The organism is Nostoc sp. (assembly GCF_036917935.1).
GTDB lineage: Bacteria > Cyanobacteriota > Cyanobacteriia > Cyanobacteriales > Nostocaceae > Nostoc.
Window position 1 is genome coordinate 34,832 of sequence record NZ_JBALEL010000053.1, and the last position, 15,174, is coordinate 50,005.

13 protein-coding genes and 1 CRISPR repeat array are annotated in these 15,174 nt (G+C 43.6%); of the genes, 10 read left to right on the forward strand and 3 right to left on the reverse strand.

All coding sequences use genetic code 11. The features are described 5' to 3' along the window. Window positions 1-201 precede the first annotated feature (201 nt). The 3 genes from V7K62_RS22900 (at window position 202) to V7K62_RS22910 (ending at window position 3,730) form a co-directional block, all read left to right on the forward strand. Window positions 202-615, forward strand: coding sequence for a hypothetical protein (locus V7K62_RS22900; RefSeq protein WP_334868131.1), 414 nt, complete (start codon window positions 202-204; stop codon window positions 613-615). Window positions 616-796: 181 nt separating this feature from the next. Next, window positions 797-1,744, forward strand: coding sequence for a DNA polymerase III subunit delta' (locus V7K62_RS22905; protein ID WP_334868133.1), 948 nt, complete (start codon window positions 797-799; stop codon window positions 1,742-1,744). Between the two features lie 792 nt (window positions 1,745-2,536). Then, window positions 2,537-3,730: a Coenzyme F420 hydrogenase/dehydrogenase, beta subunit C-terminal domain gene (locus V7K62_RS22910; protein ID WP_334868135.1), complete on the forward strand. Its 1,194-nt coding sequence runs from the start codon at window positions 2,537-2,539 to the stop codon at window positions 3,728-3,730. A gap of 76 nt (window positions 3,731-3,806) precedes the next feature. Here the strand turns inward: V7K62_RS22910 and V7K62_RS22915 are convergent, their stop codons facing one another. Next, complete coding sequence (locus V7K62_RS22915; RefSeq protein WP_334868137.1) at window positions 3,807-4,166, reverse strand: VOC family protein; 360 nt, start codon at window positions 4,164-4,166, stop codon at window positions 3,807-3,809. Window positions 4,167-4,331: 165 nt separating this feature from the next. On the opposite strand from V7K62_RS22915, the gene ldpA reads away from it, so the two are divergent. The 7 genes from ldpA to aroF all read left to right on the forward strand — a co-directional run bounded on the left by ldpA (window position 4,332) and on the right by aroF (window position 12,992). Then, on the forward strand, window positions 4,332-5,492 hold the full coding sequence (gene ldpA / locus V7K62_RS22920; protein ID WP_334868139.1) for a circadian clock protein LdpA: 1,161 nt from the start codon (window positions 4,332-4,334) through the stop codon (window positions 5,490-5,492). Window positions 5,493-5,575: 83 nt separating this feature from the next. Then, window positions 5,576-7,309 (forward strand): R3H domain-containing nucleic acid-binding protein, encoded by a 1,734-nt coding sequence (locus tag V7K62_RS22925; protein WP_334868191.1) that lies wholly within the window; start codon window positions 5,576-5,578, stop codon window positions 7,307-7,309. Window positions 7,310-7,546: 237 nt separating this feature from the next. Then, window positions 7,547-7,726, forward strand: coding sequence for a chlorophyll a/b-binding protein (locus tag V7K62_RS22930; RefSeq protein WP_190892099.1), 180 nt, complete (start codon window positions 7,547-7,549; stop codon window positions 7,724-7,726). 178 nt (window positions 7,727-7,904) lie between these two features. Continuing rightward, a complete protein-coding gene (locus V7K62_RS22935; RefSeq protein WP_251957739.1) occupies window positions 7,905-8,228 on the forward strand; it encodes a hypothetical protein in 324 nt (107 codons plus the stop codon). A gap of 346 nt (window positions 8,229-8,574) precedes the next feature. Further along, a CRISPR array of direct repeats spans window positions 8,575-10,344; the repeat unit is 37 nt; unit sequence ATCGCAATCAACTAAAATCCCTATTAGGGATTGAAAC. A 551-nt stretch (window positions 10,345-10,895) separates the two neighbouring features. Next, the gene (gene rpsO / locus V7K62_RS22940) at window positions 10,896-11,165 is read left to right on the forward strand and encodes a 30S ribosomal protein S15 (protein ID WP_041565894.1); all 270 of its coding nucleotides are present in this window, start codon (window positions 10,896-10,898) and stop codon (window positions 11,163-11,165) included. 11 nt (window positions 11,166-11,176) lie between these two features. Further along, complete coding sequence (locus tag V7K62_RS22945) at window positions 11,177-11,647, forward strand: PAM68 family protein (protein WP_334868142.1); 471 nt, start codon at window positions 11,177-11,179, stop codon at window positions 11,645-11,647. Window positions 11,648-11,933: 286 nt separating this feature from the next. Beyond that, window positions 11,934-12,992, forward strand: coding sequence for a 3-deoxy-7-phosphoheptulonate synthase (aroF, locus tag V7K62_RS22950; RefSeq protein WP_334868144.1), 1,059 nt, complete (start codon window positions 11,934-11,936; stop codon window positions 12,990-12,992). A 270-nt stretch (window positions 12,993-13,262) separates the two neighbouring features. Here aroF and V7K62_RS22955 read toward each other — a convergent pair whose 3' ends face one another. After that, window positions 13,263-13,514, reverse strand: a complete 252-nt coding sequence (locus V7K62_RS22955) for a hypothetical protein (protein WP_334868146.1) — start codon at window positions 13,512-13,514, stop codon at window positions 13,263-13,265. A gap of 271 nt (window positions 13,515-13,785) precedes the next feature. Then, the gene (locus V7K62_RS22960) at window positions 13,786-15,042 is read right to left on the reverse strand and encodes an HhoA/HhoB/HtrA family serine endopeptidase (RefSeq protein ID WP_334868148.1); all 1,257 of its coding nucleotides are present in this window, start codon (window positions 15,040-15,042) and stop codon (window positions 13,786-13,788) included. Window positions 15,043-15,174 lie beyond the last annotated feature (132 nt).

A 15,174-nucleotide genomic window follows, 5' to 3' on the forward strand; every position in this document is an offset into this window, starting at 1 on the left:
ATATATGATTAATCCAATATAATACATGACCACTATAAAAAGATATGTTGATTATAATGCTTCTTCCCAAGGAAACCAAATAGATAAAAAACTCCACCCACAAGGGGGATAGAGCATAGGTATGGCGAAGAGTTACCAATGCCCACTGCTTAGAAATTATTTAAGCCATTGAAGACTATTGTAACGAGAGGATAAGTAACATTGACTTCTAACACACTTACACAAAGAATACGTCAGCATCAATATCTGCGTGATTTACGAAACAAATTACTCCACCTTCACAAGATGTTGCTGGAGACAGAACGCATTGCCTACGAACAGATTAGTGGACGAGTATCAAGCGCAGAACTGCTTCAGCTCGTCATCGCTCATGAACAATTTGCTTGGCTACATCGCATTTCTGAGATGGTTGTACAAGTTGATGAAATGCTCGAAGCAGATGAACCGATATTGCTAGACGATTTCCAAAAGTTGATTGCTGATGTCCGCACGCTGATTGTACCGGTAGAGACAGGCAATACCTTCGAGAGAAAGTATTACAACGCTCTCCAGCGCGAACCTGGTGCTGTGTTGGCACATGCAGAGATATCCAGATTTCTCACGTCTAAGGTTTGATCGCTTATTTACCTAAACAGTGCTGAGTACAAAAGTAATAATCGTACTCAGCACTATGAACAAACATAAAAACTGACTAAATTATGATTAGCAAAAAGTATCGCTCTTTATATTACTCTGAAAAAATAAAATATTTGTAGGTCGGGTTGAGGAACGAAACCCAACCTACCTTTAATGACTAATGACTAATGACCCATTTGCACCAGTTGTAGGACAACAGCAAGCGATAGAATTACTCACTCAGGCTGTCAGACAAAAGCGGGTTCCTCCAGCCTACTTATTTATGGGGCCAGATGGTGTAGGAAGGAGTTTAGCAGCCAGGTGTTTTGTGGAATTGCTATTTTCCAGTCGGATGGGAGTCACTGCGTCTTTACAAAACCGTTTGCGTCAGGGGAACCACCCAGCTTTATTGTGGGTACAACCAACGTACCAATACCAAGGACAACGATTAACAGCAGCAGAAGCAGTTGAGAAAGGACTCAAGCGTAAAGCACCACCTGTAATTCGACTAGAGCAAATTCGGGAAATTACCGAGTTTCTGAGTCGTCCGCCCTTAGAAGCGCCGAGGAATGTGGTAGTGCTGGAGGAAGCTCAAACAATGGCTGAAGCCGCAGCGAATGCTTTACTTAAAACCTTGGAAGAACCGGGACAGGCAACGTTAATTTTAATTGCACCTACACCTGAGTCTGTGTTGCCGACTTTGGTATCACGCTGTCAACGTATTCCTTTTTATCGCTTAGATGCACAATCTTTAGCTGTTGTACTCACACAAACAGGTCATCAGGAAATTTTGCAAAATCAGGCAGTATTGAGCATAGCAGCTGGTAGTGCCGGAAGTGCGATCGCATCTTATGAGCAATTACAAGCTATTCCTCCTGAGTTACTCGAAGACTTGAAAAAAGTGCCTAAATCTTACCGTAACGCCTTGGAGTTAGCCAAAAAAATTGATAAGAATTTAGATACAGAAGCACAACTGTGGTTAGTTGATTATCTTCAGCAATTCTACTGGCAGCAGTGGCATCAACCTAGGATCATCAACCAGCTAGAACAAGCTCGTAAACACTTACTGACTTACGCTCAACCACGGCTAGTTTGGGAATGTCTGCTTTTATCTGTGTATCAAAAATAAAATTGTATTTCCCCTACTTATCGCTGAGTGCGATGCCGAAGGCGGGGTGCGCCTACATATTTCTATAGTTTCTCATCTGCAACGATACTTTGTAGGACTTACGCAAAACTACACGGCGTAGGGGCAATTCATGAATTGCCCCTACCATAAAATCACTCTTTTCGGCTATTGTTTGCGTAATATCATGTCCGCATAATTAGTTATGATTCCCAGAGTCATTGCACCCCACACGCCAGATGCTCCACTTGGGGAGACCCCATCGCTTTTAGCGTCTCCCCTTCTCCCAAAGGGAGAGGCTAGCGCCAAGGGAGAAGACCGCACTGGCTCCCCTTAATCCCCTCCCTGCTTGCGGGGAGGGGAGACGAAGCGTAGCTTTGGCGGGGTGGGGAACTCCTGGGTTTAATAAGTAATCAAGCGGACATGATATAAGTCCTACTTTTTTAAGACCAGCCCTTTCAATGTGACTCGTAAAATTTCTTTTTTTCTCTCTGTGCCGCGCCAGTTGCTAAAGAGCGGGAACGCTAAAAGCGAACAAGTCGGGGAACCGCAAGGGCGCACGGGCTTCTCTGCTGCGGTTTAAAAGTAATTTATTTAACCACTCCAGATGCAGAGAACACAGAGTAAAGAGATTAAAGAGGAATAATTTGACCAAAGTTTTTACCCACCTTGAAAGGGCTAGTTCTATTTCTAGAGCAATCAGGTTTCGTATTCTTGTTCAATCTCTATCGTGAAGTTCATAGCCAGTGAAGGTATGGTAATAAAAGCGATTCCTGGATAAAACAAAAAGTTTATATGACCTCAGTTTCTCCTCACAAAAAAGCCAGAGCCTTAAAACCTACCAGCCGCCGCCCTGCTAAAGAACTCTGTAGCGAGTGCGGACTATGCGATACATATTATATTCACTATGTCAAGGAAGCTTGCGCTTTTATTAATCAGCAAATAGGTGAACTTGAAGCAGAAACGCACACGCGATCGCGCCATCTCGACAACCCTGATGAAATCTACTTTGGTGTTCATCAAGACATGATAGCGGCGAAGAAACAGCAGCCCATCGAAGGCGCACAATGGACGGGTATTGTTAGCAGTATTGCCATTGAAATGCTTAATCGCGGCTTAGTTGAAGGTGTAGTCTGCGTGCAAAACACCAAAGAAGACCGCTTTCAACCCATGCCCGTCATCGCCCGTACCCCAGAAGAAATACTAGCAGCACGGGTAAATAAACCAACACTTTCCCCGAATCTTTCTGTGTTAGAACAGGTAGAAAAATCAGGGATGAAACGACTGTTGGTAATTGGTGTTGGTTGCCAAATTCAGGCATTACGAGCCGTAGAAAAACAACTTGGTTTAGAAAAGCTGTATGTTTTGGGTACGCCTTGCGTAGATAACGTTAACCGCGCCGGACTGCAAAAATTCTTAGAAACCACCAGCCGATCGCCTCATACAGTTGTGCATTACGAATTCATGCAAGACTTCCGGGTTCACTTCAAACATGAAGATGGCTCATCAGAAACAGTACCTTTCTTTGGCTTGAAGACCAATCAACTCAAAGATGTCTTTGCCCCATCTTGTATGAGTTGCTTTGATTACGTCAACTCCCTAGCCGATTTAGTTGTTGGCTACATGGGCGCACCCTTCGGTTGGCAATGGATTGTAGTCAGAAATGACACTGGTAAGGAAATGCTGGATTTAGTCAAAGACCAGTTAGATACTCAACCAGTGATGTCTAAAGGCAACCGGAAAGAAGCCGTACAGCAAAGTATTCCCGCTTACGATCAAGGCGTTACCCTCCCAATGTGGGCAGCAAAACTCATGGGTGTGGTTATCGAAAAAATCGGCCCCAAGGGTTTAGAATATGCGCGGTTTTCCATTGATTCTCACTTTACTCGGAATTATTTGTATGTGAAGCGGAATCATCCAGAGAAATTAGAAGCGCACGTTCCAGAGTTTGCCAAGCGTATTGTTGGGCAATATAAATTACCAGAATAGAAGATAGGGGAGAGGTGACAGGTGAGGGGGAATAATCTGTACCCTGTAAGCTGTACCCTATTCCCTTCTCCACTCCTCATTGCTGACTCAACTCGATAATATTCCCATCAGGATCTTGAGTGAACAGGGCAGGACGACCGGAGGCGCTGGCTTGAATGGGATAATTATGATTGAGGAATTCCTGTTTGGCGGCATCTAAGTCAGCTACTGTGAAGGCGACGTGGGGATTACGTCCCCATTTTTCGTTTGGGTTTTCCGTGGGGACAGTGGTTGAGACTATCAGGTGAATTTGATAGTCGCCGACTTGATACCATGCACCAGGGTAGTTTAGGGAACGATCTATTTGGGATAATCCCAATACTTTGCCATAAAAATGTTCAGAGCGTTCTAAGTCAGTCACAAGAATCGCTGTATGGAGACTTTGGGTAATCTGCATTGTCGGTAAGATGCGATCGGATTTATTTAGATTTTGGCGTAGTTTTTACTCTTTCGGGGAGTGGAGGGAGATGAGAGGAAATAACCAATGTCCTAAATCAGAAAATCCAGACTTTTTCTTGATCACAGACTACTATTTTTAGCCGCATAAACGCATAATAGAATAGTGACTGATCTGTTCGCCCCTTTACAATCTCTCAAACAAGGTGACTGGTTCAAGCTGATCTGCGGAGCCAGTTTCCAGCATTTGCCGGCAGTCAGAAGTTTAACGTTAGCCTATACTTTGGCGGGCGCTGACTGCATAGATGTTGCAGCTGATCCAGCGGTAATTGCAGCAGCGCAAGCAGGGCTACTTGTAGCCAAATCTCTGGCTAGGGATGCCCAAAAGCGAGGCTTTGACTGCAAAGGCAATTCGCCCTTTTTGATGGTCAGCTTGAACGATGGAGAAGACCCCCATTTTCGGAAAGCAGAATTTAATCCTACTGAGTGTCCGACAGACTGCTCTCGTCCCTGTGAACGGATTTGTCCGGCACAAGCAATTGTGTTTAACAGTATAAAAGAAGACTTTTCGGGAGTATTATCCGAAAAATGTTATGGCTGTGGCCGTTGTATACCAATTTGTCCTTATGATATAATTTATACAAGTTCATACATGTCAACGCCGGGAGCGATCGCGCCATTGGTAATGTCAACGGGAGTAGATGCCGTAGAAATCCATACAAAAGTCGGGCGGTTGGCAGAATTTGAGCAATTATGGCAAGCAATTTCACCGTGGGCCGATCAACTAAAGTTACTAGCCATCAGCTGTCCCGATGGCGAGGGGATGACTGACTACCTAAGAGAATTGTATGACCTGATTGCCCCACTCAAGAGTACTTTAATTTGGCAAACCGACGGTCGCCCGATGAGTGGTGATATTGGCGATGGCACCACAATAGCCGCGGTGAAATTAGGGCAAAAAGTTTTGGCAGCTAAGTTACCGGGATATGTGCAGTTAGCAGGCGGCACTAATAGCTATACCGTTGCTAAGTTAAAGGCAATGGGACTACTCAAAGAGGGAGAGGGACAGGGGGCGGGGGGCAGAGGAGAAGAGTTTTCCCCCCTACTCCCTGCTCCCTGCTCCCCTGCCTCCATTGCTGGGGTCGCCTACGGTAGCTACGCCCGTGTACTGCTGTCACCAATTCTCGAACAGTTAGAGAATAAGGAGGTAAGTAACACCAATGTGAAGGCGACTGTTCGCCTAGAAGAAGATGACGTATTACTTTGGCAAGCTGTAGAACTTGCCCATTCTCTCGTTTCCCAGATCAAGTCACAGCAGGAGCGTTAATCGCTCGTTCGGAAAATTACTCAGGGCGGGTTCTCCTGCACGCAAACGTCCTCGCTATCTCTAAAAACGTCACCATAGAAAGCATGACGATTACAGACGATCTCCAAAAGTTATTAGACATTTTGCCCCAAGACCTGCGACAAGCACTAGAGAGTCATCCCAAACGAGATAGTTTAGTAGAAGTGGTCTTAGATTTGGGTCGTCGCCCAGAGGCTCGCTTTCCTAATCAAGCTGAGTATTTGAGCGAAGTACCCGTTACTCAAGAACAGATAGATGATTGTATTCAACGAGTCGGAATCTTTGGCGGAGATAATCGGGCAGGAATTGAGCAAACTTTGCATCGGATCAGCGCCATTCGCAACCGCACTGGTAAGATTATTGGCTTGACCTGTCGCGTTGGTCGGGCGGTATTCGGAACCATTGGCATGATCCGCGATTTGGTAGAAACTGGTAAATCGATTCTCATGCTGGGGCGTCCAGGCGTGGGCAAAACTACTGCCTTACGGGAGATTGCCCGTGTTTTGGCGGATGATCTGCATAAGCGAGTGGTGATTATTGACACCTCCAATGAAATCGCTGGGGATGGTGATGTTGCCCACCCCGCCATTGGTCGCGCTCGGCGGATGCAAGTAGCTCATCCAGATCAACAGCATCAGGTGATGATTGAGGCAGTGGAAAACCACATGCCAGAAGTAATTGTCATTGATGAAATTGGTACGGAACTGGAAGCTTTAGCGGCTCGTACCATTGCGGAACGGGGTGTACAGTTGGTGGGTACTGCCCACGGGAATCAGATCGAAAACCTAATTAAAAACCCCACCCTGGCTGATTTAGTTGGGGGTATCCAAGCTGTGACGCTGGGAGACGATGAAGCCAGACGGCGAGGCTCTCAAAAGACTGTTTTGGAGCGTAAAGCCCCGCCTACCTTTGAAATTGCTGTGGAAATGTTGGAACGCCAACGCTGGACAGTACACGAAAGCGTTGCTGACTCCGTAGATAATCTGTTGCGGGGGCGTCAGCCTAGTCCACAAACGAGAACCGTTGATGACCAGGGCAAAGTCGGTGTTACACGCCAGTTAGCTGTTGTCAATGGTCGCGGTGGACAGCTAGGGACAGTGGAAGAATCTTTCGCACCGGCACGACCGTCTAATGGCTGGCGTTCATCTGGACAAATGGTAGCACTGCCGCAATTGCCTGTAGAGCGGGTGACTGGGCGCAGTGAGTTTGATCGTTTGCTAGATGAATCTTTCAATTATTCTGAAAGCATTGATTTGGCTGCTGCTACCAGACAGCCAGGGCCGAATGGTGAAGATTTGCCACTGCACGTTTACCCTTATGGGGTTAGCCGCCACCAACTGGAACAGGTGATTAGCGTGCTAACTTTGCCCGTGGTATTGACAAAAGATATAGATAGTGCCGATGCAATTTTAGCACTGCGATCGCACGTCAAAAACCACGCCAAATTACGCCAAATGGCCAAAGCCCGTCATGTACCCATCCACATGATTAAGTCCAGCACCATTCCCCAAATTACCCGTGGTTTGCGGCGGTTGCTGAACATCGACGACCCAGAAATGGCCGATGACCTAGAACTGCAACTGTTTTTGCACAATGGTAGCGATGATGAGATGGATGCTCTTGAAGAAGCTAGACTTGCTGTTGAGCAAATTGTGATTCCGAAAGGACAGCCAGTCGAGTTATTGCCGCGTTCTCCCCAAGTCCGCAAAATGCAACATGAGTTGGTAGAACATTATCGCCTCAAGTCGCATAGTTTTGGCGAAGAACCAAATAGAAGATTACGGATTTATCCGGCGTAATTTTAAGAACCCCACCAAAGAGGCAAAGCTACAGCTACGCTTTGTCTCCTCTAAAAGCTTGCCTATGGTTGTATACACAAGTCTTTCTCAATGCAATTTACAGTTAAGTCTCATAGCCCCTGAATGAGATATCGCAAAAAAGGTATTGCTATCAATCTTGCATTCTTTTAAAGATTTGTTACATTACTTTACAGACAGTTACAACTGTTACAACACTTAAACTTTGGAGTTATGCTCATGTCAGGTTTTAAGAATCCTGCGCCTATCGTTTCAGAAGATCCTAATGCTGTACGTTTTGGCTTCACTCCTCAGAGTGAAAATTGGAACGGTCGTCTTGCAATGATTGGTTTTTTATCTGCGATTTTGATTGAAGCTTTTTCTGGTCAAGGGCTACTCCATTTCTGGGGTATCCTCTAAATTGATGATCGTAGGGTAGCACATCTGTGCTACCCTACTAACTGTCTATATTCCACGCAAGTCATTCGTTTCTAACATCTGGCGGCTGTTGCGATTGGTGCAAAACATCAGATTTTTCCGGTTGAGCCAAAATATAAGTGAATAATTACTTTACATTGAATATGTATAGCTAAAACTCATGGAAATACCTCAACGCGTATCAGTCCGCTACAAAGACGCGTCATACAACACCAATGAAATCCGTTTGAGAACTTTTCGGCTTGGGTTGCAAATATGGGATGAACAAACCAAACCCAGAAAAACAGAGCTTTATCAGTTTATATCGTCTTGCTTGAAACAAGTTGACCGCCAAGATCGTTTTATGTTTTCTCTGTTGTTCATAGAATTAACAGACCTCATACGCAATTCTTCCCTGGAAAGAGGAACGAAAGAGGTTCTGATTAAAACAGCTTTTAGAGAATTTGCTTGTGCGATCACAGACTTTGAAGACGTTGCCAAATAAGGTTAGTCATGGGGATGCTGGAATTACGTAGGCGTGGGCATCACCCTAAAGTCAGCTGACCTAATCGAGTCGGATATCTACAGTAAACAGCTTTCCAATCGGATTAGTTTTTCGCTAAATGCGCGGATGGGTAGGTGTTGGAGAAGGGGTGAATACAAAAATGGCTGAATTGCCCTATATGCAAGGATTTGAGGGTTGTAGCTTCTTTAAACCATCCGCGCACCTTATGTATACTGACTTTCAGTTATTTACAGTTAGCACAATTACCACTCTTTATGTTATGATTTTTCCATTCGCGCTATTGAACCTTGAAAACAAAATAACACAGGGCTTTCAGAGGCCCGCGATCGCAATCAACTAAAATCCCTATTAGGGATTGAAACCTAAAACTTTCCCATCTTGCCAAAGTTTAGGGGCAATCGCAATCAACTAAAATCCCTATTAGGGATTGAAACGATAAGGACTACGAGACACAAACAGAAGACATCCCATCGCAATCAACTAAAATCCCTATTAGGGATTGAAACTGAAGTATCGGGGCTGTTATTCATTTAATGTCAAATCGCAATCAACTAAAATCCCTATTAGGGATTGAAACTACCTGCTATGGATAAATCACTTGAAACTCTTATATCGCAATCAACTAAAATCCCTATTAGGGATTGAAACTTGACTGGGACAACCCCCTGGTCGTTTCAAATGCTAAAATCGCAATCAACTAAAATCCCTATTAGGGATTGAAACTTTACTACTCTGCTCTTGATAACCCAGAATTACTTTATCGCAATCAACTAAAATCCCTATTAGGGATTGAAACAGAAATTTGAACCCCTGATTTATTCAAATCTATTTTTATCGCAATCAACTAAAATCCCTATTAGGGATTGAAACCTTTACCCATCTCACTAGCGCTTCAGATGCGGTAAACACATCGCAATCAACTAAAATCCCTATTAGGGATTGAAACGCTCAGATCGCATAGCTAAAGCAAGAGAGCTGGGAATATCGCAATCAACTAAAATCCCTATTAGGGATTGAAACCAGTTTTTCGATAACTGTGCCAACAATACCTGAAATCGCAATCAACTAAAATCCCTATTAGGGATTGAAACAGCACTGCGATCGGAACTACTGATGAGCCTGTATTATCGCAATCAACTAAAATCCCTATTAGGGATTGAAACAGCAAAATACTCTCAACCACGAAACCCAGACAGATCGCAATCAACTAAAATCCCTATTAGGGATTGAAACAGCTACCTACAGTACTATTGAGAAACTAAGAAACACATCGCAATCAACTAAAATCCCTATTAGGGATTGAAACCTACTTGCCTTAATAACTTATTCCACGCTTCTTTAGCATCGCAATCAACTAAAATCCCTATTAGGGATTGAAACATGAAGGTTATGCCCAGAAAAAGAAACGAAAAAGAATCGCAATCAACTAAAATCCCTATTAGGGATTGAAACGGGTATATTGATGCGGCATAACTAGAGAGGCGAATCGCAATCAACTAAAATCCCTATTAGGGATTGAAACTTTAAAGCAGACTTCACAGCTTCAATATGCTTATCATCGCAATCAACTAAAATCCCTATTAGGGATTGAAACTTAAATGTGGCAAGAATTCATCTCTTTATCTATATAATCGCAATCAACTAAAATCCCTATTAGGGATTGAAACACTACCTTTGAACACACACAATCAAAACTTATACATCGCAATCAACTAAAATCCCTATTAGGGATTGAAACTTTTCTTTGATGCTAATAAAGAACCGCCCTTTACATCGCAATCAACTAAAATCCCTATTAGGGATTGAAACTTATAATATTTTGCAGAATCACCATCGAAGATTGGATCGCAATCAACTAAAATCCCTATTAGGGATTGAAACATAATTATCTTTCTCTCTATTGCGAGTCTTAAGAATCGCAATCAACTAAAATCCCTATTAGGGATTGAAACAGTCAATAACGATTAACCAGTAAACAAATTAGAATCGCAATCAACTAAAATCCCTATTAGGGATTGAAACCCAAGATTCCTGAATAGAAACATCTAATACATCTTCATCGCAATCAACTAAAATCCCTATTAGGGATTGAAACAATTCTGGTTTTGAGCATATCTCTTAAATGCTCAATCGCAATCAACTATAGGACTAGTATTTGATTTTTGAAATGTACGTAGTGGACTGTCTAGGCTTTAATAGTGCATTAGACGTAGACGTAGACGTAGGTTGGGTGGAGGCTTTGCGTAACCCAACATATATCAGGATGTTGGGTTACGCAAAGCCTCCACCCAACCTACAATTTTTTGCAACATTACAGCGCTTCCCGCTATTATGCAATACAGTTTTTCTTCTTGCCCCTCTCCTAGCATAGCTTTCAGCTTTGATGATGTACCTCATAGCTGCCGGAAGTGCTGTAAAGCCATGACAGTTCACTACAAGACTACCGAGATTTTTTCAGAAATCAAATATGATTCCTATAAAATCCCTATTAGGGATTGAAATGAAGTATACCGAGAGTTACCCTCTGAAACCTAGTATTAAAAAGTACAAATATTACTTCCAAGGTCATTCCACATCCAGCTTGAGGGCTGTGATATTATAGGAGACTGCTGCATACATTTAGAAAAACTAGAAACTGAATCGACCATGGCCCTCACGCAACTGCGGAAACAAGAAATAATTTCCAACTACCAAGTTCACGAAACTGACACTGGCTCGGCCGATGTCCAAGTTGCCATGCTAACTGAGCGCATTAACCGCCTCAGCGAACATCTCCAGGCAAATAAAAAAGATCATTCTTCCCGACGGGGACTGTTGAAGCTAATCGGTCAGCGCAAGCGTCTTCTAGCTTATATATCGCAAGAAAGCCGGGAAAAATATCAAGCTTTAATTGCTCGTCTCGGTATTCGTGGATAGGACTACCGCTTATGTCTGCTGAAGAATCTGAACGCAGTCGTTTGCCCTTTGAACCGAACAAAAAGCGCCAAAAACCCGCAAAAACTCAAAGTAAACCAGCAGCACAGCCCCAAGAATCCGTCAAACAGGCTGATAAAAAAGTGGTTTATACCAAACAACAGATGGCAATCCCCCAAGTAGTCAGCCAGCGGATGATCCGACGGGTAGCAGGGTTCTGTGGTGTACCAACAGCTTTGGGCATTAGCGCCTTGGTTGTTAGCTATCTGCTTGCTATCTACTCCGACATCCAACTACCTCCCATCGCCGTGTTATTGGTGAACATGGGATTATTTGGTTTGGGGGTTTTAGGGATAACTTATGGCGTTCTCTCTGCCTCTTGGGATGAAGAAAAAGTCGGAAGTTTGCTGGGTTTGGGTGAGTTCAACACCAATTGGGGACGAATGGTGGCAGCTTGGCGCGAAACTCGGCAAAAAAACTTATAATGAACGGCGCTCAGGTATTAAGTAACTGTGATATTGGGTAAATGAAAAAGTGAATGTTGAAGTTGAAATTTTATAACTTCAACATTGCTAATTAAAATTATATAATCCTTTTTATACCCCATATCTAGTTATTTAGCAGTAACAATACTGACTGAGCGCTACATTTTGTCTATTCATTTTGTAAACAAATTTTATTTTTAACTATTTGTAATTAGGCTAATAGGCAACAATAAAGTTAGCCTATGTACAGAAAATTTTACTCAATTAATTAATCAGGAACTTTCAGATGATTATAGTAATGAAAAGTGGTTCCCCAGAAGCGGAAATAAACCGCATTGATGAGGAATTAACTAGCTGGGGGCTAACTCCAGAAAAAATTGTTGGTCAACACAAAGTAGTTATTGGTCTAGTAGGTGAAACCGCCAACTTAGATCCACTACAGATTCAGGAACTTAGCCCCTGGATTGAGCAGGTATTGCGCGTAGAACAGCCTTACAAACGAGCTAGCCGTCAGTACCGCCACGGCGAAGCTTCGGATGTGGTGGTTAATACTCCTAATGGAGCGGTGGTATTTGGCGAACACCAGCCTTTAGTTGTTGTTGCCGGCCCCTGCTCCGTAGAAAATGAAGAAATGATTGTGGAGACGGCGCGGCGCGTCAAGGCTGCTGGAGCCGCATTTTTGCGGGGAGGGGCATACAAACCCCGGACTTCACCTTATGCCTTCCAAGGGCACGGCGAGAGTGCTTTGGATTTGTTGGCGAAGGCGCGGGAAGTCAGCGGACTAGGTATTATTACAGAAGTGATGGATGCCGCAGACCTGGATAAAATTGCGGAAGTTGCTGACGTGATTCAGGTGGGGGCAAGAAATATGCAGAATTTCTCCTTGCTCAAAAAAGTGGGAGCGCAGCCGAAACCAGTTCTGTTGAAGCGAGGAATGGCGGCTACTATTGAAGATTGGTTGATGGCAGCCGAGTATATTTTGGCATCTGGCAATCCCAATGTAATTTTGTGTGAAAGAGGAATACGCACCTTTGACCGTCAGTATACGCGAAATACACTGGATTTATCAGTAGTGCCAGTGTTGCGAAAGCTGACTCACCTGCCAATTATGATTGACCCCAGTCACGGCGTAGGTTGGTCTGAGTTTGTGCCTTCAATGGCAATGGCTGCGATCGCAGCTGGCACAGATTCCCTGATGATAGAGGTTCACCCTAATCCTGCCAAAGCTTTATCTGACGGGCCCCAATCCCTGACACCAGACCGTTTCGATAACTTGATGCAAGAATTGGCAGTAATTGGTAAGGCAGTGGGACGCTGGCAGCAACCAGCAGTGGCTCTAGCTTAAAATTCAGTTGCAACTTATTGCTAGGCATAAATCAATTAAAGTTTGTAGTTAAGACTTGAGTTTTAATAAATCTGAAGAAGCGATAAATCGCTTACTACAAACTAGGATTTTTTTGTATGTTTAATTATGCCTACCTATTTATTGTAAATATGAAATAATCCCCCTTTAGAAATATTCTAAAGGGGATTTTTAAACACTAACTAAAGCTATGAAAAAAGAAATCTGCAATCAATATTGATGGACAATATTTTTTTGCAATTGTAGGACTTTTTATCTATATACATAGCGAGCAGGTATCCAGTGGCGACCACGATTTGTTTGCACCCAACGTCCAGGAAGCAGTATTCTCCTTCTCGCTTGAACAGGGGTATGAACCCTAACTCGCAATGGTCTTCTGATTATTCTAGCTGGAACCGATCGCCTAACTGGTTGTCTGATCTGAGCATCGGCTTGAAAAGGAATAAAGGTAACAGCAATTGGTAAAATCAGCGCTGCACTAGCAAGCATTCTTTTAATACTCATTCGCAAACTTCCCTTTTATGATATTGACATCAAAGAAATTAATTTTTCATAAAATATTAATTCCTTTGACAAATAAAAAATCGGGCTGGAAAGAGCTATACAGTAGTGAAAAAAGTAATTAGTTCAACCGTTCGATTTTGATGTTTGTGGCAGTGCCTACCTGACGGCAATACGCTTACTGCAACTCAATTTTGCCACCTGAAAAAAAGGACGGGCACAATCCCCATCCTTTAAAAATTCACTTTTACTCTATTGATTGATAGCAAAACTTTTATTGCACTTGGGTGGGGAACGCACCAGGTTGCACAGCTATGTTAAGATTCTGCCCATTGCGACGTAATTCCATACGTAAATCGCTCCCGACTTGACTATTTTCTACTGCCTTTTGGACACTGCTGGCATCTGTGACTGCTTGACCACCAAGCGTTTGGATTACGTCACCAGCACGTATCCCTGCTTTTGCAGCTGGTGAATTTGGTACAACTTTTACAACTAATACACCTTTATCTTCATTCACATTCAAACCGCTATTGGGATCTGAGTTGATATTTTGTTTTAGCTGAGGTGTTAACCCCACCATTTGAATTCCCAGATAAGGATGTTCTACTTTACCTGTAGCTATTAGTTGACTGGAAATGCGTTGTGCTGTGTTGATAGGAATAGCAAAGCCTAATCCTTGTGCCCCTTGAATAATGGCTGTATTCATCGCAATTACTTCCCCACGGGCATTTAGTAGGGGGCCGCCGGAGTTACCGGGATTAATTGCTGCGTCGGTTTGAATATACTCTACTCGCTTATCGGGAGCGCCGATTTGATTGCTACTGCGTCCGGTAGCACTGATGATGCCGGTAGTTACTGTATTATCTAATCCAAGGGGATTGCCGATCGCGATCGCCCATTCTCCCGGTTGCAGCTGATCAGAGTTACCCAAGGCTACTAACGGGAGATTGTCTGCCTGAATCTTGACAACAGCAACATCGGTCAACTCGTCTTTTCCTAACACTTTACCTTTAAAGCTACGCCCATCCTTAAGTGTAACTGTCACGGTATCAGCACCATCGACTACGTGGGCGTTGGTCAGAATACGACCATCAGCACTAATAATAAAACCGGAACCAGTACCCCGTTCTACGTGATTCTGTTGTGCTGGTAGTTGAGAGCCAAAAAAGCGTTGGAAGAGTGGATCGTTAAATTCATCTGGTAACTGTGTTTTTACGGTTCGGGAAGAGTCAATTCGTACCACTGCGGTCCCGACCTTTTGCACCACCTGGGTAACAAAGTTAGGATCTGTAGCAACTGGCAATGGAGGAGCGGCATTTACTCGACTCACTGCCAAATTAGATGCATTTTCAGACACCTGCTGAGAGTGTCCAGCCATATAGCCGCCTGCCAATGTCATACCTGATCCCAGCAGCACCAGCGATAGAGAGGCGGCAGCCTTTTTCCAGGGTTTATGATATTTGGCATCAGCAGTGTTATGTGAAATGCTATTTGATGGGTGTTCTCTGTCGCGAGATTCGTTTTGCATTGCTGTCTGGAAAGATATTTAGATGTATTACTAATGTAGATATGATTTGTGACAGTTTTGTTGCGGAGGTATTGCGTTGTTGTGAAAGCTTTGGTATTTTATTGAACCGGATTGGAATATAGTCATTCGTAG

Coding starts and splice junctions, on each gene's coding strand:
- V7K62_RS22905 (WP_334868133.1), top strand. CDS start 797: ATGACTAATGACCCATTTGCACCAGTTGTAGGACAACAGCAAGCGATA.
- V7K62_RS22910 (WP_334868135.1), top strand. CDS start 2,537: ATGACCTCAGTTTCTCCTCACAAAAAAGCCAGAGCCTTAAAACCTACC.
- V7K62_RS22915 (WP_334868137.1), bottom strand. CDS start 4,166: ATGCAGATTACCCAAAGTCTCCATACAGCGATTCTTGTGACTGACTTA.
- V7K62_RS22925 (WP_334868191.1), top strand. CDS start 5,576: ATGACGATTACAGACGATCTCCAAAAGTTATTAGACATTTTGCCCCAA.
- V7K62_RS22930 (WP_190892099.1), top strand. CDS start 7,547: ATGTCAGGTTTTAAGAATCCTGCGCCTATCGTTTCAGAAGATCCTAAT.
- V7K62_RS22935 (WP_251957739.1), top strand. CDS start 7,905: ATGGAAATACCTCAACGCGTATCAGTCCGCTACAAAGACGCGTCATAC.
- rpsO (WP_041565894.1), top strand. CDS start 10,896: ATGGCCCTCACGCAACTGCGGAAACAAGAAATAATTTCCAACTACCAA.
- V7K62_RS22945 (WP_334868142.1), top strand. CDS start 11,177: ATGTCTGCTGAAGAATCTGAACGCAGTCGTTTGCCCTTTGAACCGAAC.
- aroF (WP_334868144.1), top strand. CDS start 11,934: ATGATTATAGTAATGAAAAGTGGTTCCCCAGAAGCGGAAATAAACCGC.
- V7K62_RS22955 (WP_334868146.1), bottom strand. CDS start 13,514: ATGAGTATTAAAAGAATGCTTGCTAGTGCAGCGCTGATTTTACCAATT.
- V7K62_RS22960 (WP_334868148.1), bottom strand. CDS start 15,042: ATGCAAAACGAATCTCGCGACAGAGAACACCCATCAAATAGCATTTCA.